At 65.6% G+C, this 23,938-nt stretch carries 17 protein-coding genes and 2 pseudogenes; 8 read left to right on the top strand and 11 right to left on the bottom strand.

What is annotated here, in order from left to right:
• Window positions 1-117: 117 nt before the first annotated feature.
• Window positions 118-1,173, top strand: coding sequence for a serine/threonine protein kinase (locus LZC94_37815; protein WXB13582.1), 1,056 nt, complete (start codon window positions 118-120; stop codon window positions 1,171-1,173).
• Here the strand turns inward: LZC94_37815 and LZC94_37810 are convergent.
• Both LZC94_37810 and LZC94_37805 read right to left on the bottom strand, forming a co-directional pair.
• Window positions 1,168-2,316 carry a hypothetical protein gene (locus LZC94_37810; GenBank protein ID WXB13581.1) on the bottom strand — a complete coding sequence of 383 codons (1,149 nt, stop codon included), beginning with the start codon at window positions 2,314-2,316 and terminating at the stop codon, window positions 1,168-1,170. The genes LZC94_37815 and LZC94_37810 overlap by 6 nt on opposite strands.
• A 370-nt stretch (window positions 2,317-2,686) precedes the next feature.
• The gene (locus LZC94_37805) at window positions 2,687-3,553 is read right to left on the bottom strand and encodes an alpha/beta hydrolase (protein WXB13580.1); all 867 of its coding nucleotides are present in this window, start codon (window positions 3,551-3,553) and stop codon (window positions 2,687-2,689) included.
• A gap of 80 nt (window positions 3,554-3,633) precedes the next feature.
• Between LZC94_37805 and LZC94_37800 the strand changes: the two genes are divergently transcribed.
• Window positions 3,634-4,542: an AraC family transcriptional regulator gene (locus LZC94_37800; GenBank protein WXB13579.1), complete on the top strand. Its 909-nt coding sequence runs from the start codon at window positions 3,634-3,636 to the stop codon at window positions 4,540-4,542.
• A 9-nt stretch (window positions 4,543-4,551) separates the two neighbouring features.
• Here LZC94_37800 and LZC94_37795 read toward each other — a convergent pair whose 3' ends face one another.
• The 7 genes from LZC94_37795 to LZC94_37765 all read right to left on the bottom strand — a co-directional run bounded on the left by LZC94_37795 (window position 4,552) and on the right by LZC94_37765 (window position 11,389).
• Window positions 4,552-5,754 carry an MFS transporter gene (locus LZC94_37795; GenBank protein WXB13578.1) on the bottom strand — a complete coding sequence of 401 codons (1,203 nt, stop codon included), beginning with the start codon at window positions 5,752-5,754 and terminating at the stop codon, window positions 4,552-4,554.
• 265 nt (window positions 5,755-6,019) lie between these two features.
• Entirely contained in the window at window positions 6,020-6,241 is a 222-nt protein-coding gene (locus tag LZC94_37790) for a hypothetical protein (protein WXB13577.1), read from the bottom strand.
• 2 nt (window positions 6,242-6,243) lie between these two features.
• The gene (locus LZC94_37785; GenBank protein WXB13576.1) at window positions 6,244-6,825 is read right to left on the bottom strand and encodes a Rieske 2Fe-2S domain-containing protein; all 582 of its coding nucleotides are present in this window, start codon (window positions 6,823-6,825) and stop codon (window positions 6,244-6,246) included.
• 1 nt (window position 6,826) lies between these two features.
• Window positions 6,827-7,507: a 4Fe-4S binding protein gene (locus LZC94_37780; GenBank protein ID WXB13575.1), complete on the bottom strand. Its 681-nt coding sequence runs from the start codon at window positions 7,505-7,507 to the stop codon at window positions 6,827-6,829.
• Window positions 7,508-7,522: 15 nt separating this feature from the next.
• On the bottom strand, window positions 7,523-9,793 hold the full coding sequence (locus LZC94_37775) for a molybdopterin oxidoreductase family protein (GenBank protein ID WXB13574.1): 2,271 nt from the start codon (window positions 9,791-9,793) through the stop codon (window positions 7,523-7,525).
• A 3-nt stretch (window positions 9,794-9,796) separates the two neighbouring features.
• Complete coding sequence (locus LZC94_37770) at window positions 9,797-10,813, bottom strand: hypothetical protein (protein WXB13573.1); 1,017 nt, start codon at window positions 10,811-10,813, stop codon at window positions 9,797-9,799.
• A 147-nt stretch (window positions 10,814-10,960) separates the two neighbouring features.
• Complete coding sequence (locus LZC94_37765) at window positions 10,961-11,389, bottom strand: hypothetical protein (GenBank protein WXB13572.1); 429 nt, start codon at window positions 11,387-11,389, stop codon at window positions 10,961-10,963.
• A 344-nt stretch (window positions 11,390-11,733) separates the two neighbouring features.
• Between LZC94_37765 and LZC94_37760 the strand changes: the two genes are divergently transcribed.
• Window positions 11,734-12,312, top strand: coding sequence for a hypothetical protein (locus tag LZC94_37760; protein WXB13571.1), 579 nt, complete (start codon window positions 11,734-11,736; stop codon window positions 12,310-12,312).
• Here the strand turns inward: LZC94_37760 and LZC94_37755 are convergent.
• The gene (locus LZC94_37755) at window positions 12,230-13,531 is read right to left on the bottom strand and encodes a beta-lactamase family protein (GenBank protein WXB13570.1); all 1,302 of its coding nucleotides are present in this window, start codon (window positions 13,529-13,531) and stop codon (window positions 12,230-12,232) included. The genes LZC94_37760 and LZC94_37755 overlap by 83 nt on opposite strands.
• Before the next feature lie 185 nt (window positions 13,532-13,716).
• Between LZC94_37755 and LZC94_37750 the strand changes: the two genes are divergently transcribed.
• The 4 genes and pseudogenes from LZC94_37750 (at window position 13,717) to LZC94_37735 (ending at window position 17,611) form a co-directional block, all read left to right on the top strand.
• The gene (locus LZC94_37750) at window positions 13,717-14,379 is read left to right on the top strand and encodes an HAD family hydrolase (GenBank protein ID WXB13569.1); all 663 of its coding nucleotides are present in this window, start codon (window positions 13,717-13,719) and stop codon (window positions 14,377-14,379) included.
• A 121-nt stretch (window positions 14,380-14,500) separates the two neighbouring features.
• The gene (locus LZC94_37745; GenBank protein WXB13568.1) at window positions 14,501-15,637 is read left to right on the top strand and encodes an IS701 family transposase; all 1,137 of its coding nucleotides are present in this window, start codon (window positions 14,501-14,503) and stop codon (window positions 15,635-15,637) included.
• Between the two features lie 251 nt (window positions 15,638-15,888).
• Window positions 15,889-16,956, top strand: a pseudogene (locus LZC94_37740) (recombinase family protein).
• A gap of 520 nt (window positions 16,957-17,476) precedes the next feature.
• A pseudogene (locus LZC94_37735) lies at window positions 17,477-17,611 on the top strand (IS701 family transposase).
• A 154-nt stretch (window positions 17,612-17,765) separates the two neighbouring features.
• Here the strand turns inward: LZC94_37735 and LZC94_37730 are convergent.
• A complete protein-coding gene (locus LZC94_37730; protein ID WXB13567.1) occupies window positions 17,766-18,401 on the bottom strand; it encodes a hypothetical protein in 636 nt (211 codons plus the stop codon).
• 910 nt (window positions 18,402-19,311) lie between these two features.
• On the opposite strand from LZC94_37730, the gene LZC94_37725 reads away from it, so the two are divergent.
• Complete coding sequence (locus LZC94_37725; GenBank protein WXB13566.1) at window positions 19,312-23,934, top strand: amino acid adenylation domain-containing protein; 4,623 nt, start codon at window positions 19,312-19,314, stop codon at window positions 23,932-23,934.
• The last annotated feature ends 4 nt before the right edge of the window (window positions 23,935-23,938 follow it).

Here is a 23,938-nt window from a genome sequence, read left to right as displayed (position 1 = left end):
CCCACGACCCTTCGAGCGTCGACATTCCGTCGAACCGTATTCCATGGCGGGACCCGGATCCGGGATGCGCGAAGCGACGGATCCGGTCACGATTTCGTGCCATTGCAAGGGCTCACGTTGGGTCGGTATCGACTGGGGCGCGCCATTGGTGAAGGCGGTATGGGCGTGGTGTGGGCCGCCACGCATCTCGTGACGGGCCGCCCGGTGGCCATCAAGATCTTGAAACGCAATGATCCCAATGACGTGGAGCGGTTTCTTCGCGAGGCGCGCATCGGGGCCTCGCTGCAGCACCCCAACGTGGTTCAAGTCTTCGACTTCTGGGAGTTGCCGGACTCGGGCGCGTCATTCATGGTGATGGAGCTTTTGCACGGCGAGTCGCTGGCCGGGCGGCTGCTGCGCGAGGGAAAATTGAGCCTCCACGAGACCGCCGAGATCCTGGTCTCCGTCGCGAGCGCCCTCAAGAGCGCGCACGAGCGCGGGCTGGTGCACCGCGATCTCAAGCCGGAGAACATCTTTCTCGCGCAGCAGGACGACGGCTCGACGATCGTCAAGGTCCTCGACTTCGGGCTCGCGCGCGCGACCGAGCGCACCGTGCATCCGACGATCACCCAGACGGGCGCGATCGTTGGAACTCCGCATTACATGGCGCCCGAGCAATTCTTCGGGGAGAGCCATTTGGCCCCCAGCGCCGACGTATGGGCCCTCGGCGTCGTCTTCGTCGAGTGCCTCTCGGGGCAATTTCTCTTCGATGGCGACACCTTCGAGCGCATCGCCCACGAAATCGCCGGTGACGCGCGCCCTCGATTGGAGACGCTCCTCGCCGGCCTCCCGTCCTCCATCGTCGAGCTCGTCGGCAGCATGCTGGCCCACGACCGAACCCATCGCCCCTCCATCTCCAAGGTGCTCGCCACCCTCGGCGCCTATCGTTCCATCGACGGCGCCCCCACCGAGCGGATGCTCCCCATCGCCGAGCCTTGCGAGCTCGCTCCTCCTTCTTCCCGCACGGAATCCGGAACCGTCCGCCGCCGCTCCTCCCGCACCCGCCGCCTCGCTCCTCTTCGCACCGAGGTGGCCGTGGAGAAATCGTCACGCCGCGAGTGGGGGCTCGGCGTTACGATCTTCGTTGCCACGTTGGTTTGGATTGCGGCGGTGTGCCTCGTACTTGCTTTATGAAGTCGCGCTGTAGCCGCCCATGACGAATCCGGGTTTTGCGCGCAAGAGGGCGCGCACGGCGGGCGGCGCGGCCGATGCGCGGGCGAGCCGTTCGGGCAGGGCGCCCAATGGGGTGGTCGTGGCCATGGTGTAGGACGCCCAATCGCCGCTCGAGAAGGCATAGGGCGCAAAGGTGGCGAATCGACCCAAAAAGGAGAGGGAGCCGCGCGCGTCGTACTGCGGGAGGAGCTCGACGAGCTCCGCGTCGTCCTCGGCTTCGCCGCTCCACTCTTTGCGAAGGACGTCGAATTGCTTTTCGGCGCGGGCGCGCGCGCGGCGGAGGGCGCGCGGGGCGATGGCGCCGAGGTCGGTCACCTTGGCGTCGTTGGCGAGATCGAGGATGCCGGCCGCGCTAAATGCATTTCCGTGCGCGCCGCACGCATCGACCCAGGTGCTCTCGCGGACGAAGAGGAGCGGTCCGGCGCTGCCCACGAGGGTGACATCGAAGCGAAAGTCGTTTGCGCCCGAGGTGAGGTCGCCGCTGCCCGCGTCCTCGGGGTGAAGCTGCGAGATGACCTTTCGCGATCCCGACCGCAGCTCCACGAGCTCGGCTTGGTCCACCGTGCGCGTCGGGTGGCTCGCGAGGTCCGCGCGCTCCTCCTGCCACGCTTCGTACGCGGCCCGCACCTGCTCGGGTTCGACGCCTTCCACGCCATCGAGGCGCTCGCGGCATGCGCGCCGCGCGAGGTCGACCCGCCGGATCTGCCATCGATAGAGGCGCCCGTTCGCGGCGACGATGGTCGCCGGCACCTCGGTCACGACCTTGCCATCCGCCGCGATGGCGTAGGTCGTGTCGGGAGCCCCCGGCGGGGTTGCGGGCGGGCGGCCCCACACGAGGTACGCGCCGCGCGCGAGCGCCGTCTGATCCTGCGGGCCGATGGGATCGCGCTCGTCGTCCGCGCGCACGACGTGGGTCGCGGCAGCCTCGAGCTTGTCGGCGGACGGTCGGGGGCCGCTCGCGTCCTCGGCGCGCGGAAATGCGGAGGGTTCCGAAGCGGCCTCCGTCGAAGAGCAGCCGGCGACGGCCGGAGCCAGCGCGAGAACGGGCAGGACCGGGAGAACGCGAAACCAACGAGCCAACGAAGCCGAGACGATCGAACGCATGCCGCCGGGTAGAGCAGCGCACATGCCGTCATCAACGAAGGGAAAATTCCGCACGTGGACCCACGCCCATGCGTCCGTGGGTCCACCCGCCGTGGCTCCGCGAACACCATGCCGAGCTCCGCGAACACGGTTCGAGCCGCGGCTCCGTGAAACGGTTCGAGCCGAGCTCCGCGAACACGGTTCGAGCCGCGGCTCCGTGAACACGGTTCGAGCCGCGCTCCGTGAACACGGTTCGAGCCGCGGCTCCGTGAACACGGTTCGAGCCGCGCTCCGTGAACACGGTTCGAGCCGCGCTCCGTGAACACGGTTCGAGCCGCGCTCCGTGAACACGATTCGAGCCGAGCTCCGCGAACACGGTTCGAGCCGCGGCTCAGCGAATGCCACTCCAGTGGCTGCGAAGCGCCGCGTTGAACTCGCTCCAGCGCTCCTCCGGAAAGAAGAGCCTGGCGCCATCCAACTGCACCTTGGTGCAAGGACCGGGAATGGTCTTCGCGAGCCAGTCGGCCCACCCGATGGGGAAATACACGTCGTCGGTGCCCCAGACGATGAGCGTTGGCTTGTGGAGCTTGCGAAGAGCGCCCTCGATGCGCACGGTGTGCTCGCTGTCGAACGCGGCGAGGAACCGCTCGAGATCGCGCACGCGATCCGGAGAGCGCGTCAAGGGCCGGAGGTATGCTTCGATGGTCTCGTCGGCCACGTCGGCTGCGCGCTCGTACGCAGGGCCGAGCGCCGCCTCCGAACGGTAAAACGGTTTGTCCGCGAGCATCCGTTCCAGCGCGCCGGGCAAGCCGCCGGCGGCCGCCATCGCAAGAAAGGGCTTGAACGCCTCCGGGGGCCAATTGTCGTGGGTGTCGCAATCGGTCAAGGTCAAAGACCGTATGCGCTCGGGGTGCTTCGCCGCGAAAATTTGCGCGATGCCGCCCCCGCTGTCATTGCCCACCAGATCGACGGTGTCGATGTTCAACGCGTTCAGAAACTCGAGCAGCATCTCCGCGTTGGCCGTGGCCGACACGTCACCCCCAGGTTTGACTTGGGTTTCGCCGTGCGCCAAAAGATCGATGGCGATGCACCGACGGATATCGGAGAGCTCCGACAGCTGGTGCCGCCAGAGGTACCCGTTGAGCAGAACGCCGTGCACGAACAGCGCCACCGGTCCCTTGCCCGCTTCGATGTAACGGATTTGTCCGTGGGAGGTCTCGACGGAGTGCCGCTCGGCCTTCAATTCGTGGATTGTCATGGTTCGCTCCTTCGTTTCGTCGAATCGAGCGTCTGCATATATTCGCCCCGCCCCGGCGCGGACTTGGTAAGAGTTGCTCTGTGGGTGAGAGCGACGCGCCGCTGCCGATTTCGCGCCGGGAGCTCGGAAACGAAGGAGCGGTCCGCGTCTTTGCCTACCGCTGCACCGCCCACCGCGGGGATCGGCCGGAGCCCGAGCGATTCGACAAACCGGTGATCTCCATCGTTCAGTCCGGCGTATTCGGCTTTCGAAGCGAGCGCCCCACCCAGCTGCTCACCCGCGGCTTTCTCCTCCTCGGCAATCCAGGGCGGGGTTACGAGGTGTCGCACGAGCACGGCGGCGGCGACGAGTGCATCACCTTTCGCTTCGAGGAGGCCGCGCTCGACGAGCTCGCGGGCGGCCGCGCACGAAACGGCGACGATGGTTGGGGCTATTTTTCACGCTCCGTGCTGCCCCCGGTGCCGCGCGCGGACGTGATCCGGCACCTGACCGAGGCGCGCCTCCTCGGGGGTGCGCCCTCGCTGGGGTTGGAGGAGCTGGCCTTTGCGCTGGCGGCCTGCGTGCTCGGCGAAACGGGCGTGCGGCGCCCGCCGAAGATCCCTCCGGACAGCCGCCGCGCGCGCGACAGCGTTCATGCGGCGCTCGCGCTCCTCGACCAATCGTCGTCGGAAGATTTGCACCTCGAGGACATCGCGCACGAGGTCGGCCTCAGCCCGTATCACTTTCTCCGATTGTTCAAGCGGGAGCTCGGCGTCACGCCGTATCGTTACCTTCTGCAGGCGCGCGTGCGCCGCGCGGTCGAGCTCCTCGGCGGGACGGATCGGCCGGTGACCGAAATTGCATTCGACGTGGGCTTCGGTGATTTATCGAACTTCATCAACGCGTTCCGGCGCGAGGTGGGCTGCTCGCCCGGGCAATTTCGACGGTATCTGCGCGGCGCGAAGATGCCGGCGGGGCTCGCGCGGCTCTTGCTCGGCCCGACGCGTTGAGCGCCGTGTTCATACGTTGGCCGCCGCGAGGCTGGGGGCGCGCCCCACGAACCACGAGGTGCGCAGGTAGTACCACCACGTGGTGACGGCGCACGTGCAATAAAAACCGAAGAAGAACGCCAGCGCCGTCGTGGGGCTTTGGGTCGCGCGGATCGAGGCGCCGAAGGCTTGCGGAATGAAATAGCCGCCGAGCGCACCGATGGCCGAGGTGAAGCCCAGCACCGCCGCGCTGTCGCGGCGCGCTCGAGAGAGGGCCGCGTCGGTCTCGCCGGGCGCCGCGCTCTTCAACGCCTCCGCGCGGAAGATGACCGGAATCATCCGAAAGGTGGATCCATTTCCGATGCCGGTGGTGACGAACAACGAGACGAAGGTGGCCAGAAAGCCGGGCAAGCTCCCGGTGCCGATGAAGTAGACCACCCCGATGGTCGCGCACCCCATGGCCGCGAAATTCCAAAGGGTCACGCGCGCGCCGCCGCATTTGTCGGCCAGCATCCCGCCGAGCGGCCGCGCCATGGACCCGACGAGCGGACCCACGAAGGCGACGTTCACCGAGACGTCCGGAAATTGCGTTTTGAGCAAGAGCGGGAAGGCCGCCGAGTAGCCGACGAACGAGCCGAAGGTCCCGATGTAGAGCCACGACATGACCCACGTGTGCTTTCGCTTGGCCACCGCCACTTGATCGCGGAAATTCGAGCGCGCCGCCTTCAAGTTGTTCATGAAGGCAAACGCGCCGATGCCCGCCAGCACGATCAGCGGCATCCACATGAGCCCCGCGCTCCGAAGATGGATACCGCCGCCGATGCCGATGACCATCGGCGTCAGGAGCTGCACGCTGCTCACGCCGAGGTTTCCACCCGCCGCATTGATGCCGAGCGCGAGCCCCTTCTTCTTGTCCGGATAGAAGAACGAAATGTTGGCCATGCTCGACGCGAAGTTGCCTCCGCCCAGGCCGGACGTCGCGGCCGCGAGGGCCATCAGCCAAAAGGGCGTGTCGGGGCGCGTGACCAGCAGCGCGAGCGACGCCGTGGGGATCAGAAGGAGCGCGGCGCTGACGACCGTCCAGTTGCGTCCGCCGAATCGAGGCACCGCGAACGTGTACGGGAAGCGCATGAACGCGCCGACCAAACCCGGGAGCGCGACCAAGAGAAAGAGCTGATCGGTGGTATACGTGAATCCTGCCTTCGGGAGCCGTGTCGCGACGACACTCCACATCAGCCAAACCGAAAATCCAATATTCGCAGCCGGGATCGACCAAAGGAGGTTTCTCCGCGCTACGCGCTCCCCCGTCCGCCGCCAAAACCCTTCGTCTTCGGGGTTCCACTCCGAAATCCACCGCGACATCCCCATACCCTCCTGGCGGTCCCGGAACGCAAGATGGGCGCGCCATGTTCTCAGCGTGTAAGGTGTTCGTTTCGTGATGCGGTGATGCTGATTTGAAATAGGTCCGGTCCGTGTACTCGTGAATGGGCGCCCGTGCTCATTCGATGCGAAGATGACGCAGTAGGCCCAGGTTGAACGACAGGCACACGCTGCTCGCGCCGAGGGCCGGCCAGACGATGGAGTCGTCGCCGCCGAGCCACGCGTCCACCGTGGCGGTGAGCAGCCAGAGCTGGAGCGCGACCAGGGTCAAAACGAAGCAGAGAATTCCGTAGAGGACCGCGCTCCGTTGCTGCCGCGAGAAGTGACGCGAGATGACCATGGTTACACCATTCTCTCCTCGACGCCGGTGGCGATGACGTCGGTGCCCTCGATGGTGAGCAAGATACGCGGTAAAGGGCGCGGTGGGGGGCCTGCGATGTTCTGCCCCGTGCGCAGATCGAAGTAGCCTTGATGACAAGGGCAATGCAAAACACCCTCCGACATACGCGGCACCACGGCGCACGAGAGGTGCGTGCACGCCTGGCTGTAGGCGACGAGCAGCTTCACCTCGGGGCGAAGCAGGAGACAGCGGTCGCGGGGGGTCGGATAGTGGAAGACGAGGGATGCGCCGACCGGGATGTCCTTCAAGGTGGCGATGGTGATGCGCGGCGGGGGCGCGCGCCGCTTGCGCACCAGATCTTTCGCGGCCAGCCACGCTTGCCCGGCGACGAAGGCCCCGCTGGTCAGGACGAGGAGCCTCGCGAAGTTGCGGCGCGCGACGTATTGGTCGACGGGGGCGTCGATGGGGAAATCGCCCCGCCAAATCGGTTGTAAGGCGAGCGGCTCGCCGTCGGGCGACGTCGTGATTTCGGAGGGATCGAGCTCCTCGGCCGCGAGCGCGCGGCGCTTGGCATCGTCGGACATGTCAGATCTCCACTTCGCCGAAGGGGTCGTCGATGCGCGGTTCGACCGCCGCCTCGCTGCGCACGACCTTCAATCGAACCGTGCGATTTTGGGGGCGCTCATCCATCGCCGACGTCACGTCCAGGTGGGGCGCCGGCGGGGCTTTGTGCCTGGGCACCATGACGTTGACGCGCGTCGTAATCGTCTGTTCGCCAAAGGTGAATCGATTGGTCGGCATCGACTGCGGGCGGAGCGCATCGATTTGCTCGCGGGTGCCGAAGAAGAGCGCCTGGCTAGGGCAGACGGTGGCGCACATGGGCTTCTTCCCAATGGACGTGCGGTCGTAGCACATATCGCACTTCATCATGATTTGACGATCGATGTACAACTCTGGAACACCGAAGGGGCAGGCCATCACGCAGTTGCCGCAGGCGATGCAGCGCGGTTTGCGTGCACTCTGCACGATTCCGTCGCCCGTGCGCTTGATGGCGTCGGCCGGGCAGACCTCGGCGCACGTGGGCTGCTCGCAGTGCATGCAGACCATGGGCACCGTCTGCACGCTCTGGCTGCGATCGATGTACTCGAGGTGAATCATGGAGTCGCCCTTGTGCGTGTCGCATTCGCTGCACGCTTGGACGCACGACTGGCAACCGATGCATCGGCTCGGATCGAGGAAGAACTCGAGGTGGGCGTGGTGGGGCATCGATGGCTCGCGAGGTCACTGCTGCGGTTCGAGGGTCGCCGTGTAGTCGGGGGCGCCGGCCGCCTTGCGGAGCCGGCACGCGCAGACCTTGAATTGAGGGATCTTGCTGATGGGATCCTGCGCCGCCACCGTGAGGCGGTTGATGCTCTTGGGGCCCGCCCAGTGATAAGGAACGAAGAGCGTATCGGGGCGTATGGTGGTCACCACCATGGCGCGCAAGGTGATTTCGGCGCGGCGCGTCTCGCAGGTGACCCAATCGCCGTCGGCGATGCCGTGCTTGGCCGCGAGCCTCGGGTGCATCTCGATGCGCGGCTCCGGATATTGGTCGACCAGCGGCCCGATGCGGCGCGTCTGCGTACCGGATAGGAACTGGCTCACCACCCGCCCCGTGGTCAGAAAAAGGGGATACGATTCGTCGGGGTCGTCCACCGGTGTGCGGTACTCCGCGGCGTGGAAGCGCGCCTTGCCATCGGGGAAATAAAAGGGGCCCGCGCCCTTTGCAATCGGGTTGTAGCTGCCGGGCTCGAAGAGCCTCGGTGTGCCCGGGTGGTTCGGCGTCGGATGGCGGGTCTTTGGATCTTCCGCGGGGCATGGCCAGAAGACGCCCATTTGTTCCGTGAGCTTCTCGTAGGTGATCCCCGAGTAGTCGGCGATGCCGTACTGGCTGGCGACGCGCAGCTCGTTGAAGATGTCGCGCGGGCTCTCGAAATCGAAGCCCTTTGGCCGCCCCATGGCGCGCGCCACATCTTGAACGATGCGCCAGTCTTGCCGTGCCTCGCCCGGCGGCTCGACGGCTTGGTTGATCTTGATGACCCTCCCTTCGACTTGGGTGACCGTCCCCTCGTCCTCCTCCTGGAGGCTCCCGGCGAGCACCAGATCGGCGTGGCGCGCGGTGTCGTTGAGGAAGAAGTCGATGGCCGCGTAGAACTCGAGCTTCTCGAGCGCCCGAGTGACGAACCCGCTGTCGGGCAACGATACCTTGGGGTTGAAGCAGATGGAGAGCAGCCCCTTGATCTCGCCCGCGTCGATCTTGCGAAAGATCTCGTACGCGTCGACCCCGGGGCCCGGCATGTCGCGCTCCTCGATGCCCCAAATGCGGGCGACGTATTTGCGGTGCTCGGGGTTCGAGATGTCGCGAAGGCCGGGGAGCTGATCGCACTTTTGGCCGTGCTCGCGCCCCCCTTGCCCGTTGGCTTGGCCCACGATGGTGCCGTAGCCGCTGTTCGGCTTTCCGATGCGCCCGGTGGCGAGCACCAAGTTGATGGCGCCGAGCACGTTCTCGACGCCGTTCGAGTGGTGCTCGATGCCGCGCGCGTGCAGGAGGAAGCTCGATCGCGCCGAGCCCCATATCTCCGCCGCCTGGCGGATGGACCGCTCGGGCACGCCGGTGACCTCGGCGGTGCGCGCGGGGGTCCACGCGCGGCAGTAGTCGGCCGCCTTCTCGAACCCGATGGTGTTCGCCGCGATGAAGTCCCGGTCGATCCATCCCTTGTCGGCGTTCTCGATCAGAAGGTGGAGGACGCCGGCGAAGAGCGCGGCGTCGCGGCCGGGGCGCACGGGCAAATACAGATCGCAGGTGCGCGCGATGGGCGTGATGCGCGGATCCTGCACGATGACCTTGGCCCCGTTTTCGCGCGCCTGCCACACGTAGTTGGTGGTGATGGGCGAGCAGTCGGCCACGTTGGTGCCGGCGACCCAGACCACCCCGGTCTCCAGCATGTCCGACCAAGGGCTGGTGACCCGGTCGATGCCGAATGCCCTGCGGTTGCCGGCCCCGGCGCTCACCATGCAGAGGCGCCCGTTGTAGTCGATGTACGGTGTCTTCAACGCGACGCGCGCAAACTTGCCCAGCAGGTAAGCCTTTTCCGTGGTCAGGCTGGCGCCGCCCAGCACCGCCACGCTGCTCGGACCGTGCGCTTCTTGCAGCCGCCCGAGCTCGCGCGCGGCGAGCTCGATGGCCTCGGTGTACGGCATGGGTCGAAAACCCGATGGGCTCGATGGATCGCGGCGCAGGGCGCTCTGAAGGCGGTCGGGGTGCGAGCCTTGCAAGTAGCGCTTCACGCCTTTGGGGCAGAGCATTCCACGGTTGAATGGGAATTCGTCCCAGGGCTCGAAGCCGATGACCTCGTTCTGGCGCACCTTCAGCTGGATGCCGCATTGCTGACCACAGAAACAGCAGTGGGTTTTGACGAGCTTCTCCGGCTCGCCGCCCATGCGGACGGCGGCCGAGAGGTGGGGACCATAGGCTCGCGTGATGGCGAGGTCCGAGGTGGGGATCTTTGCCATATTTCAATCCTCCACGGATTCCGGCGCGGGGCCGGGCTTCCACATTGCGGTTTGTGCCAGCCCGAAGAGCGCGCGCCGGCAGCGAGGACAAATCCATTGATAATGCTCGACATGGCCGCGCAGCTCGTAACGAAAGCCGAGCTCGCGTTCGACCGTGATGAGGTCGCGCACCATCGCGCTGCCGGCATAGGGTTTGTCGCAACGGCGGCAGCGGGCTTGCTCTCCGCGCTCGACGGCGTCTTTGTAGAAGCTGACACCGAGTTGCGCCGGGCGTTGGAAAACGTGAAAGAGCTTACCGAACGGAAGCCAGAGTAATGTCATAATGACGACGAACGCATGAAGGACCGCGAGAAAGGAGTATGCGTATCCCTTCATCCAAGAATAGCTCACGGTCAGCATCAGACCTGTCACGCTGATGCCGAGGAGCAAGACGAGCGGCAGGATGTCCTCACCGAATTGCTGCACGGCGGCGGCGCCATGATCCATCATTCGCCTACGGAATGCGATCATAACGCCGACAATGACCAGAAATGAGGCCCAAACAAGGCCATGAAAAATTATGAACGCAAATGCCGAATGGACGGGAAAATCTCCCGCCGGAAGACCGAATAGAAAAGCCCGGTACCAATCGACGTGGCCGGGCACGGTCTCGAAGTGAATCCACCCCCAAACGAGCGGAAATGTAATGGCCGCCGAGACGAGGCAGCCCCACATGATGCACCAGTGGGCCGCGCCTCGAAGGATGCCGCGCCGGAAAATAAAGCGGTTTGCGCCCAGGTCGACGACGGCTCGCCGCGCGGCGAGCGCCATGTTTCGCGCGAAAAATCGCGGGGCCAAGAAGACCTGCCAGGCGCGCCTCCAGTACATCTGGGTGGGAGGCCGCTGGAGCCATATGGCATAACGATAAGTAATGCCAAATGCTGCAAAAAGCGTCGCGAACGTATAGCCCACGAGCGCAGCGTCGAATTGTGAGAGATTGCGCGAGCCGGCAACGATGGAGATCGCCAATACGGCTGTCACGGCGGTCCCCCAGGAGCCAGCTCGAAGGCGCGCCTCACGAGATGAGCGGCGTTCCATTGGCGTGGTTTCCTATTCGACGCGACTATAGGATATGGAATCGCAGCGCGTATAGGACCGAGTTGAAAAATTCCGCTTCAGCAATGCACCTCAAGGGGTGCGTCGCTTGTTGGCCGGGGGCTGATACCAGCTTTCGACCCGCTGGAGCAGCTTGATGGCCTCTTTGTACATTTTCTCCATGTTCTGAATGCTGGCCTCCTCCATCTCCGTGGTGGTGGTCTGGAGAATGTCGAGGCGGGTCGCAATGGACACTTGCGTTTCTTCCACCGTGACCAGGATGCGCTTCGAGTGCCGGCGGAGCCGTGGCTCCGCCTTCTCCATGCGCACGCGTATGGCCTTGGCGCGCGCGTCGAGCTCGCGCTCTCCCTGGCGTAAGGCATCCAGGCGGGCGCTGAGCGACGATGCCGCGGTGGCACTTTGCGTTGCCCCGGTGAGCGTGTTTTCCGCGTTGGCAACGGTGGGTACGGCCAGGATGGCGGCCGCGAGGGCAAAGGGGACGAGCAGCTTGGCGATGAACATGGACCTCTCCGGACCTCGTCACCTTTCGTTCCGAGTCACTCCTTTCGATGTGTAGGCGCGTGTCGCGTTGTTCGTTTTGATGTCCCACCTGACTGAGCGGCCGCTTCCTTGCTTTGGCGGCCAAAATGGCTTAAGCCTTCTTCCGCTCGTCACCCGGCGAGGCCCGCCATGCGCTACGTCCAAGCCTAAACCGTCCTTCCGAGTTCGTCCGCCGTCGATGTTCTCCTGCGTCTTCGCGTTTCGCGTTTTCGCACGGAAGGCACTGTGACGGGGTCGACCGACGTGTTTTCCAATCTGCGGCCGTGCTCCGAGGAGCGCGCTCCGCGAAGGCTTGGTGCGTGTCCATGGCATCCCGTCATTCGTATCGTTTCGTATTGCTCCTTCGCCGCGCGGAGCTGGCGAGGAGAGGCGTCGTCGAACGGCTCGTCGCGCGGCTGGAGCACCGCGCGGGCAAACGCGCGGAGCTGGCGTGCGCGTTCGCCTTCAAAGACAGCGAATACACATTTGCTCGCGAGCTGGCCGAGCGCACGCATTTGTGGATTTACCGCGTCCATCAGCGCGCGTTCGGCGGCGATTTCATCGTGGTGGACGTCTCGTCCCCCGATCCCGAGCGGCGGACGGCCATCGCGCTCGATTTGAAACGAGGGCGCGACGTCCGCGAAGATCGGCCCGGCATTCAAATGCGCTGCGCGCGGCGGGTCATCGCGAGCATCGCGGAGAGCGGCGTGGTGGGCAAGGATTGCCAAGTTGCTTATTTGACGGGCGACGCGCGATCGGTGCTGAGGTCCATCGACGAGACCATCCGGCGCAATCGCGCGCGGGCGCTGCAGACGGCAGGGGTCAGCCGCTCGCGTAGACCGAGCGCCAAAAGTCGCGGCACACGTTCGGTGGATTCGGCGAAGTCCAAGCGCGTTGGGTCATGAGGATGCCAATGACGTCTTCTTTGGGGTTGCAGTACCACGAGGTGCCCAAGCCGCCGTCCCAGCCGAAGGTCCCGACGGGCCGCCCCAGCTCGTCGCGGCCGGTGATGATCGATTGGCCAAACCCCCAGCCGCGGCTGTCGAAGAAACCCTCGGCGAAGATGGCGCTGGCCTTCTGCTCCGGGGTCAGTTGGTCCGTGATCATGCTCTGCACCGACTCGCTGCGCAGGACGCGCGTGCCGCCGAGCGTTCCCCCGTCCAGCATCATGCGACCGAAGGCGAGCATATCGTCGGCGGTGGAGGCGAGGCCGCCGCCGCCCGATGGGAACGCGGGCGGGCGGCTCCACTGGCCGCCGGCCGCCTCGTCGAAGAGCTCGAGCTTCCCGGTGGTGACATTCGGCGAATAGCTGGTGGCCAGTCGATCGATCGTGGCCGCGGGGACCGCGAAGCCGGTGTCCTTCATGCCGAGCGGCTGAAAGATGCGCTCCTCGAGGAACGCGCCGAACGAGCGGCCCGATGCGCGCGCGATCGCGATGCCCAGGACGTCGGCGCCTGTATGATACATCCATTTTTCGCCCGGCTGGTGCATGAGCGGCAAGGTGCCCAGGCGGCGCAGCCACTCGTCGGGCGCGGGTGTCTCCTGCGGCCGCGGCGCGCCCACGCTGACCTTGAGCTCATTGGCCGCTTTGACGATGGGGTAAGCCTCGGGCGGCACCATCAGCAGCCCGAATCCCATGCGAAACGTCAGCAGATCGCGCACGGTGATGGCGCGCTTGGCGGGCACGGTATCATCGAGCGGGCCATCGAGCCGCCGCAGCACCCGGCGGTTGGCGAGCTCCGGGAGCAGGCCATCGATGGGCGAGTCCAGGCGCAGCTTGCCCTCCTCCACCAGGATCATGGCGGCGGCGGCGGTGATGGGTTTGCTCATCGATGCGATGCGGAAGATGGTGTCGCGCTGGACGGGGGCCTTGCCGCCGATGGCCTTGTGCCCGAACGCGTCCACGCGCACCTCGCCGCGCCGGCTGACCAGGGTGACGACGCCCGGCACCTCGCCGCGCTCGACATAGCCGGCCATGGTTTTGCCCACGCGATCGGGCGGGGGGGTGGACGAGCTTTCTCCGTTCGGATGACAGCCCCATACGAGCAGGGTGCCCAAGCCGCCGAGCGCCTTCAACGCATCTCGCCGGCCCACGGTGGTCGATTTCGGTGTCGTGCGCATCATGATGGTCCGCTTGCCTCCATCTGGAAGTCGAACGAGCCGGTGCCGAGTCGACAAATGCGCGGCGCTTTTTTTTCGAGATCGTCGGGCGGTCGATCCGACGAGGAGGGTGTCGACCTCAGCACGATGCGTGCCGAGGCCGGTATCGGGTGCAGGACATGCGCAAGGAGACGCGCTAAATCCGTGGCATGCGCGCCCTCATCTTCGATCTCGACGGTACCCTGGTCGATACGGTTTACGCCCACGTCTTTGCGTGGCAGCAGGCGCTCGCGGAGGCGGGCATGTCCATCGACGGGTGGCGCATTCACCGCAAGATCGGCATGAGCGGCGGCCTGTTCACGCGGGCGCTCGCGCGCGAGCTGGGTCGCAGCCTCGAGCCCGGCGAGGCGCGCGCGCTGCAAGATCGGCACGGTGTCATCTTTCGCCAGCTGCTCCCCGAGCGCCGGCCGCTTCCCGGCGCCATCGCGCTCCTGCGCCGGTTGCGCGAGCTGGAGGTTCCCCATGGCATCGCCACCTCGGGGCGCCGTCCCGAGATCGATCCGTCGCTCCGCGCGCTCGAGATCCCCGCGAGCACCGTGGTCATCGAGCGCGGGGACGTGGCGCGCGCCAAGCCGGAGCCGGATCTCTTTCTGGCCTGCCAGTCGCGTCTGTCCGTTGCGGCCGAGGAGTGTTACGTCATCGGCGACGCCGTGTGGGATCTCCTCGCGGCGCGGCGCGCGCGCATGATGAGCATCGGTCTTCTGACCGGCGGCTACGGCGAAGACGAGCTGTCGGGCGCGGGGGCCTATCGCGTCTACCGCGACGCCGCGGAGCTCGATGCTTCGCTCGACGAGCTCGGCGTCCTTCCCTGATCGCGCGCCGCGGTCGCGAAGCGCCGCCCGGAACCGAATGACGGAGAACCGGTATCTCGGTTAGCACTACTCGGTCACTTTTTACTTTCCATTCGGCGGCCGCTCTGCTCCATTGTGGGCCGTGTCTTCGACAGGTTGGGAGCAGCGCTTCGATCGGTTCCTCGAGCCCTTTCTCGCGGCGTGGCGGACGAAGAAACGCAGGTATTGGGCACCGCTCTACCTGCGAGGGCTACTGCTGCCCGGCGAGCGGAAGAGTATCGAGCCGCTGGCAGAGCGAGTTGCGCCTGGTCACGAGCAGGAGTTGCGTCACTTCGTAAGCGAGTCTGCTTGGGACGCCGCGGCGGTCGAAGAAGTGCTGTGGGAGAAGGCGGATGCATTACTTGGTGCGGACGATGCGTTCTTGATCATCGACGACACCGCACTCCCAAAGAAGGGAAGCGAATCGGTTGGCGTCGCACATCAGTACTGCGGAGCGCTCGGAAAACAGGCGAACTGTCAGTGCTTGGTGTCCGTGACGTTGGCCAACGACATCGTTCCCCTTCCGCTGTCCTTGCAGCTCTACGTTCCGATGGATTGGGCTGCCGACCCGGAGCGACGCGCGAAAGTGGGCATCCCGGACAACGTCGTCTTTCGCGAGAAGTGGAGGATCGCGATCGACGAAGTGAGACGCCTTCGGAAAGCGGGCGTTCGGTTCGGGACGGTGCTGGCCGACGCCGGTTACGGCCACTGCACAGAGTTTCGCGAGGCGCTTTCGAGCGAAGGGCTGCTCTGGGCACTCGGAGTACAGTCGACTCAACAGGTCTATCCGGCCAACGTGAAAACCAAGATGCCAGCTCGCATCGGAAATCAGAAACATCCGATTCCGAGCCACCCCGTCGATGCCGCCTCGGAGATGATTCAGGCCCTCGGTGATAAAGGATTCAAGAAAGTCACCTGGCGAACAACGACGACAGGCAGACCGATGAGTGCCCGCTTCGCTCGTTGTCGCGTCGCCATCGCAGACGGCAAGCGAACCGGCGTCGGATGCCGTTTGCCCGGCACGGAGGCCTGGCTCGTCTGTGAAGAACGAGCGAACGGCGAAAAGAAGTACTACCTAACGAACCATCCAACCGACGCATCGCTTCGGAAAGTCGTGGGCGCGATCAAAGCGCGCTGGTCGTGCGAGGAAGCCCAGACGCAAACCGTAAAATCTTGGTCCGCTTCGCGCTGGAGCGACGAGTTTTCAAGCTGGTTCGTCGATCGCGACATCGCGGCGTAGCCGAAAACTTGCCCTGCGGCGCGAGTCGTGATGGGGCTCCCTCGCGCGGGGAGGCCATCGGCGATGGCGAAGCGAAAATGGAAGGTCGAGTTACGCGCGAGACCGCAATCCGACGGTTTGGAACGACTCGGGCAGGTGGTGAAGCTCGTGATCGTCCGAGAGGCCGCCGCCCGCGCAATGCAAACGGACAACAACGAGAGGTCGAGGCTCCTCATCCCCACGAGCGTCGGCGTTCTCGAGGAGCGTGATGCATGAAGAACCGAGCGGCGCTGTACGCGCGCGTTTCAACGGCGCGCCAGGAGCAAGAGAAAACGATCGGCTCGCAAGTCGAAGCGATCGAACGCGCGTGCGCCGCTGGTGGCGTGAGCATCGCGCCGGATCGGCGCTATGTCGATGAAGGATTCAGCGGGTCGCGTTTGGACCGCCCCGCGTTCGATGCACTTCGCGACGCCGCGGCAGATGGATTGATAGATGTAATTTACATATATTGTCCTGATCGGCTCGCGCGAAGTTACGTCCATCAGCAGGTCATCCTCGAAGAGCTCACCAAGCGTGGGGTGCGCGTACACTTCGTTGAACATCCTGTCGGCGAGCGTGCGGAGGATCGACTGCTTGTCCAGATGCAAGGCGTGATCGCCGAGTACGAGCGTGCCAAGATCCTGGAACGTACGCGGCGAGGACGAATGCACAAAGTGCGCGAAGGTCGAATGCTTCCTTTTGGAATACCGCCGTACGGATACGCGATCGTCAGGACGAAGGCCGTGCCCGGTGGAAGCATTGTGATCGACGAGGTCGAGGCGCAGAATGTCCGTGCGATGTATCGATGGGTGCTCGACGAAGGGCTGAGTGCACGGCAAGTCGCCAAACGATTGAACGCGCTCGGCATCAAGCCGCGCCGCGCCAAGATCTGGGTCGCAGGCAGCGTGCACGTCATCCTGACCAACGCTGCGTACACGGGCATGGCGACGTACGGCAAACGCGAACCCGCAGAGCCAAAGCGTCCGCGTCGTCCTGGTGGATATCGTAAGAACGCGAAGAGCTCGCACGTCATCCGCCCGCGGGCGCAATGGCTACACGTTTCGATTCCTTCGCTCGTTACCGAAAAGGATCAAGAGTGCGTGCGGACACGGCTGGCGAAGAACAAAATCTGGGCGCCACGCAACGTGCAGCATGACTACTTGCTGCGGGCTCTCGTCACGTGCGGTGAGTGCGGTTGGAAGATGGCGTGTGGGCACCAGTCGAGCGTGTGCAAGCGCTACGAGTATTTTTACTATGAATGTGCTCGCCGCGATCCTGTCGACACCGGGCGAATGAGCAAGTGCACCGCCAAGCGCGTGCGCGCAGAGGAACTCGACGGTGTTGTGTGGGACGCGATTCGATCTTGGGTGCAGAGCCCCGCAATGCTCCAACGCGAACTCGAACTATGGCGAACAAGTCGTCAAGCCGCGTCGAGCGTTGCCAAGGAGCTCGCGCGCCTGGAAGGAGCGAGACGACAACTCGAACTCCAAGTCGAGCGATTGATCGACGCATACCAACGAGGAGCGATCAGCGTCGAGCAACTGAAGTCCCGACGCGAGAGACTCGACAGTGCCATGGACTCCGTCAGCCTCCGAGGCGAGGACTTGATTGGTCAGCAGATGGACTCCACCCGCGTTACACGCATCGCCGATGACCTCGCGGCCTTCGCCTCGACACTCCGCAAGGGATTCGACAAGCTCGACTTCACCGAGCGCCAAAGGATCGTCCGTCTTCTTCTTGAGCGCGTCGTCGTTACCGGCGACAAGCTCACGATCGAGCACGCTATCCCTCTGTCAGGACGATTTGGTGGTTTGCGTCAAGGTGATCGAGCAAGGCCACCAGCAGCTAAAAGAGGAGCTCGGGCTCGACCACTTCGAGGGTCGCTCCTGGCGTGGCCTTCATCACCACGCACTTCTCACTCTCGTGAGCTTCGCGTTTCTTCAACAGGAACGCCTCCGCGAAAATAAAGCTTCGGCGTAGCGAGGACCCGCACCGGCCGGCGACGCTCCCTTCGATTCGGAAGCGTCTCCTGCAGTGCCTCACTACGCCTTGCCCGCGATGCAGCGCTCCGGTGCGCCTGTTCGCTCCACCATAAATTGACTGAGTAGTGTTAGGGCGTGCCGGGTGCGGCCGGCGATCGCACCGGATTGGGGGCCGGTATGCTCTCGATGGTGCTGGAGTCGCTCCAGACGATGGCGGGGCGGCGCTCGATGTGTTGTTCTTTCTCGTTTTCGTAGGAGAGCGCGTCGATGCTGCCGCCGCCGCCGTTCGTGCCCGTGACGCGAAAGACGTGCTCCGAGCGGATATCACACTGGTAGGTGGGAAAACGAATGGGGATCGCGCGAACGAAGAACTCCACCTTGTGTTCGGCGGCGCGCGGGATTTGGACGGTCTGCTCGATGAGGCTCTCGCCGTTGACCAGCCGCGTCGTCACATTGGCCGTGAACAGCCTCGCACCATCGAGAAGGACACAGCCAAGGGTTGTCCGAAAGGACGGCAGACGTATTTGAACCCGTAACGTGACCGGCACGGTCTCGACACCGACCGGTGGTGCATACGGTTTGTTATTTTGACATCCGACATCGACGCTCGTGGGCGGAGCGTTCGTTTCGCCGGCCCCGCCGGCTCGCGTTTCCGTCGCGCCGGCCGGCGGCGCGCCCTTTTCGGCCGCCGCGGACGAAGGCGGCGCGCTGGGCGTGCACGCGGACGCGGCGAGGATCAGGAGCGCGGGCGTTCGGAGCATCATGCGATAAATAAACCTTCGAACGGACCCCGTCACCCCATTCTCGGACGCGCCGCCGAACCTCGTGTCGCTCGATCGGTCCGGAAAACGCCGCGCCGGTCACTTCGGAACCTGACGCCCCGCACGCTCCGAGGAGCGGACCTGCGCACGTTCACGAGCTCGGACGCACCGTGTTTTTTGGGAAGTGGACCTACGTAGACTCGGGGAGCGGACCTGCGCACGTTCACGAGCTCCGATGCGCGCGATGCACCCGGACGCAGACGTACGCGACACGTCAGGGTGCGGATCGCGATCGAGCACACGGGTGCGCTCAAATGGCATGGACATGCGGTGTGGGAAATACAACAGCACTCGTTGAATTCGATGTACAAATCGTGGAAGGGATGTGCAATAGGACTACGTCGCGATCCTGAACTTCGCAATTCATCTTTCGAGCCGTGTAAAAAGACACGAGGCCGTCAAGTGGGAACGCCGCGAGCATGCCGCACGCACGAGCATGGCGAGCGTGCACGCTGTTCACGGCGGCGTAGGAACATCGTACGAGTCGCGCCAGTCGATTGTGCCTATCGAACATCGATGATGTGTACAACGTGTCGTTCACCGAGCTCGCTCGCCCCGAGCAGTCCAATTTAAGGCCAGTTCGGCATCGACGGCTCCGTCGCATCTCCGTTGCCATCATGAACCATCGTTGGTTCAGTGGATTATTACCATATCGAGGAGCTCCGGTTCCGAGGCTCGTTAAGATATTTGAAGGATGTTCTACTGATTTAAGAAGTCGGCCGGCTCGTCGAATGCTCTTTGGATTTCATCGCATTGGGTGCATCTTCGAATAAAATACGACTGTAAGTTGTCATCGGTGGCACCAGGTCCTAATAGCGTTTGGTCCGTCGGATCGACAGGAGCCCGTCCATCCATGAGCCTCTCTCGCCCCACCCGGCACGGTCAACCGCTCTCGCACGGCCAGCGCGCGCTCTGGTTTCTCCATCAGAATGCGCCCGAGGATCCGGCTTACAACCTGGTTTTCGCGTGCTGGCTCCGGCGCCCGCTCGATGCGGCCGCTTGGCGGCGCGCGCTCGAGAAGCTGGTCGAACGACATCCCTCGTTGCGCACGCGCTATCCCCTCGATCATCTCGCGGACGATGGCCCCATTCAATGTGTCGACGATTGTGTACCGATATGTTTCGAGCATATGAAGGTGCCGGGGATTGGCGACGAGGAGCTTTGCGCGCAGGCGGCCGCCGCGTTCCGCAGGCCGTTCGTTCTGGAGCAAGGACCCGTCATTCGGCTGCACATCTTTTCGCGGACGCCCCAGGAGCACCTTTGGCTTCTGCCCGTGCACCACATTGCGGCCGACTACTGGTCGCTGCAAATCCTGACCGATGAGATTTTTGCCTTCTACCTCGAAGAAACCGAAGGCGTAGCCTCCGCGCTGCCGGCGCACGGCACGAGCTACGCCGAGTTCGTCCGTTGGCAGGACGACATGCTCGAGGGCCCCGAGGGCGATCGCCTTTGGGCGCACTGGAAAGCGCAGCTCGGCGGTGAGCTCCCGGTCCTGGACCTGCCCACCGACCGCCCTCGGCCGGCCTTGCAGACATACCGCGGAAGCGTTCACGAGTTCCGGCTCGATGCCGCGCTGACAGCGCGCCTTCGGCAATTTGCACGCGCGCGCGGGGCGACCCTTCATACCGTCATTCGCACGGGCTTTCAGGCGCTCCTTCATCGCTACTCCGGTCAGGACGAGCAGCTCCTGGGGACGCTCACCTCGGGGCGCGGGGGGCGAGCCGATCTGGCGGAGACCATCGGGTACTTCGTGAACCCGGTGGCCCTGCGCGCGGATTTCTCCGGGGACCCGAGCTTTGCCCAGGCGCTCGAGCGCGCGCGGGTCGTGGCCAAGGGCGCCTTTCAACATCAGGAATATCCGTTTGCGCTGGCGGTCGAGCGGCTTCGCCCGCCACGCGATCCAAGCCGGACGCCGCTCTTTCAGGTCACCTTCATCTTGCAGAAGCCGCACCGCTTGCCCGGCTCCTTGCCGTTCGTGCTCGGCCCGGGCGGCGCGCGGATGAACCTTCGCGGCTTCGAGCTCGAGTCGGTGGCGCTCGCGCAAGGGGTCACACGCTTCGATCTCGATCTCATGATGGAGGAGCTCGACGACGATGTGTGGGGTTGTCTTATGTACAACCTCGACCTCTTCGATCGAGCCCGGGTGGCGCGCATGATGGAGCATCTGGCGGTGCTCCTCGGGGCGGCGGCCGAATCGCCCGATCGACCCATCTCGGAGCTTCCGCTTCTCACGGACGGAGAGCGGGCGGAGCTCGAGCTCCGCGCGCGCGTGACGCGGCGGGGTGGGTATGGCACGAATACAGTGCTCGATCTCTTCGCAGCGCAGCGCGCACACAGGCCCGATGCAGTGGCCGCCACGGACGGGGTGTCCACGCGCACGTATGCCGAGCTTGGCGAGCGCGCGCATCGGTTGGCGCGCTACCTTCGCAAGCGGGGGGTCGGGCCTGGGGTGCTGGTCGGTGTGTGCGTCGATCGTTCGGTGCGCATGCTGGAGGCGACCTTGGGTGTGCTGGCGGCGGGCGGCGCGTACGTTCCGCTCGATCCGGGCTTTCCGGAGGAGCGGCTGGCCTTCATGCGCGAGGACTCCGGGCTGCGCGTGCTCATCACGGAGGAGACGATTCGGGCGCGGCTCCCGTCGCTCGCCTGCGCGGGGGTCGCGGTGGTCGACCTCGATGCGGACGCGGAGCCCATCGCGCGCGAGAGCGGCGAGGACGTGCTCGATCCCCCCGGGCCCGACGATGTGGCGTACGTGATTTACACGTCGGGATCGACGGGGCAGCCGAAGGGCGTGCTCATCCCGCATCGGGCGCTCTCCAATTTTCTCGTGTCGATGCGGGTGGAGCCCGGGCTCGTCGCGAGCGATGTGCTCGTGGCGGTGACGACCTTGTCGTTCGACATCGCAGGGCTCGAGCTGTACCTCCCGCTTTGCGCGGGGGCGCGCGTGGACATCGCGAGCCGGGAGGTGGCCGCCGATGGCGCACGCCTCGCCGCGCGGCTCGAGGCGGTGGGTGCCACGGTCATGCAGGCCACGCCGACCACCTGGCGGCTTCTGGTCGAGAGCGGCTGGCGCGGCTCACCCTCGCTCCGGATCTTTTGCGGGGGCGAGGCGCTCTCGCGCGATCTCGCCAACCGGCTTTGCGCGCGGGGCGCCGGCGTATGGAACCTGTATGGGCCCACCGAGACGACGATCTGGTCGACCTTGGAGAAGGTGGAGCCGGGTGAAGGTCCGCTGACCATCGGGCGCCCCATCGCCAACACGTCCGCGTACGTGCTCGATGCGCGCCTGCAGCCGCTGCCCGACGGTGTGCCGGGCGAGCTGTGCATCGGGGGAATGGGGCTCGCGCGCGGCTACTTGGGGAGGCCCGAGCTCACCGCGGAGCGGTTCGTGGTGCACCCGCTCGATCCGAACGAACGTCTCTACCGGACCGGGGATCTGGTGCGCGCGCGGACCGATGGAACGATCGAATACCTGGGGCGGCTTGACCATCAGGTGAAGGTGCGGGGCTTTCGCATCGAGCTCGGCGAGATCGAGGCGCGTTTGCGCTCGCACCCGGCCGTGCGCGAAGCCGTCGCCGTGGCCAAAGAGGTGGCGCCCAGCGATCCGAGGCTCCTGGCGTACGTGGTGATGGACCGGGCGCAGGCGGGCGCACGAAACGGCGAGGGCGAAGCGTTTGGCGCCGAGCGGATCGAGCAGTGGCGCTCGATCTGGGATGATACGTACCGCACGGCGCCGGCTGGCGAGGCATCGGATTTCGATATCTCCGGGTGGAGCTCGCGCATCACGGGCGCGCCGATCCCCGCGGAGACGATGCGCGAGTGGGTCGACACCACGGTGCGCGCCATCCTGGAGACGGGGCCGCGGAAGGTGCTCGAGATCGGCTGCGGTACGGGGCTCTTGCTCTTCCGCGTCGCGCCCATGTGCACGACGTATATGGCGACGGATATCTCGAAGGCGGCCATCGAAGGGATCCGGCGGCGCCTGGCCTTGCAGCCGCTGCCGCACGTGAGCCTGCTCGAGCGCGCGGCCAACTCGCTGGACGATCTCGAGCCCGGCTCCTTCGACACCGTGATCCTCAACTCCGTGGTGCAGTACTTTCCGAGCGCGGACTACCTCGAACGGGTGCTCGCGCGCGCGGTGGCGTTGGTGCGGCCGGGCGGCACGGTCATCGTGGGCGATGTGCGGGGCCTTGCGCTGCTCCCCGCGTTTCATGCGTCGCTGGCGCTTCATCAGGCGCCGGCCGGGGCGCTGCGCCGCGAGCTCGCGCGCAAGGTCCGCGTGGGGATGACGGAGGAGACGGAGCTCGTGCTCGATCCGTCGTTCTTTCGCGCCCTCGCCGCCGAGCAGCCGCGCATCACCCGCGTGGACGTGACGCCGCGGCGCGGTCGTCTGCCGAGCGAGATGAACGCGTTCCGTTATCAGGTGCTGCTTCGGGTCGAGGGCGCGGCCATGGCGGCGCCTGCGGGCGCGGGCGCGAAGGCGGTGAGCACCGTGTGGAGCGAGGCGCTCGACGAGGCGGTCCTTCGTGCGAAGCTCGAACACGAGCGGCCCGATGTGTGGACGATCGAGGGGATCGCCAACGCGCGGCTCACCGATGCGCGCAAGGTGCTCGCATGGCTCGAGGGCCGCGATGAGCGTGAGCCGGTGGGCGCGCTGCGGGCGGCGCTTCGCGAGGCTCCGCGCGCGGGGCTCGATCCCGACGCGGTCGCGGTGTTGGGGGAAGCCGCGGGGTACGCGGTGGTGACGAGCTGGGCCCGGCACGGGGGCGATGGTCGGTTCGACGTGGTGTTCGTGCGCGGTCAGGGACGCGAGGCCGAGGAGCAGGCGTACCTCGCCGCCGCGGCGCTGGCCGTAGAACCCGGCGCGCGCGATCGAGGCGAGGCCGGGGCGCACGCGAACGATCCGCTCTTCGTCAAACAGAGCCGGCGGCTCGGGCCGGCGCTTCGCGCGTTCCTGAAGGAGAAGCTGCCCGAGTACATGGTGCCGCAGATCGTGACGGTGCTCGAGGCCATGCCGCTCACGCGAAACGGCAAGATCGATCGAAAGGCGCTGCCTGCGCCCGAGGGCCTACGGCCCGAGCTCGAGGTGGCGTTTCAAGCGCCCGAGGGCGAGGTCGAGACGCAAATCGCGGCGATCTGGGGCGAGCTCCTGGGGCTGGAGAAGGTCGGCATGAACGACAACTTCTTCGACTTGGGCGGGCACTCGCTGCTGGTCGTGCAGGTGCGCGCGCGGCTGCGCGAGCTCTACGGACGGGATCTCCGCACGACCGATTTGTTCCAACACCCGACGGTGCGCACCCTCGCGCGCTTCCTCGCGCCGTCGCCGTCCGAGGCCTCGTCCCTCGAATCGCGGGGGGCGCTCGCGCCGCGCGGGCCGGCGGTGGCCTCGCGCGCGGAGCAGCGCAAGGAGCTGTCGAAGAAGCAGCAGATGCTGCGCGAGCAGCGCCGCGGCTCGAAGAGCCCCGCGGCGGAGGGGTGACCGA

This window comes from Sorangiineae bacterium MSr11954, from assembly GCA_037157815.1.
In the GTDB taxonomy this organism is placed as follows: domain Bacteria; phylum Myxococcota_A; class Polyangia; order Polyangiales; family Polyangiaceae; genus Pendulispora; species Pendulispora albinea.
This window is presented reverse-complemented; position numbering and strand designations above follow the sequence as displayed.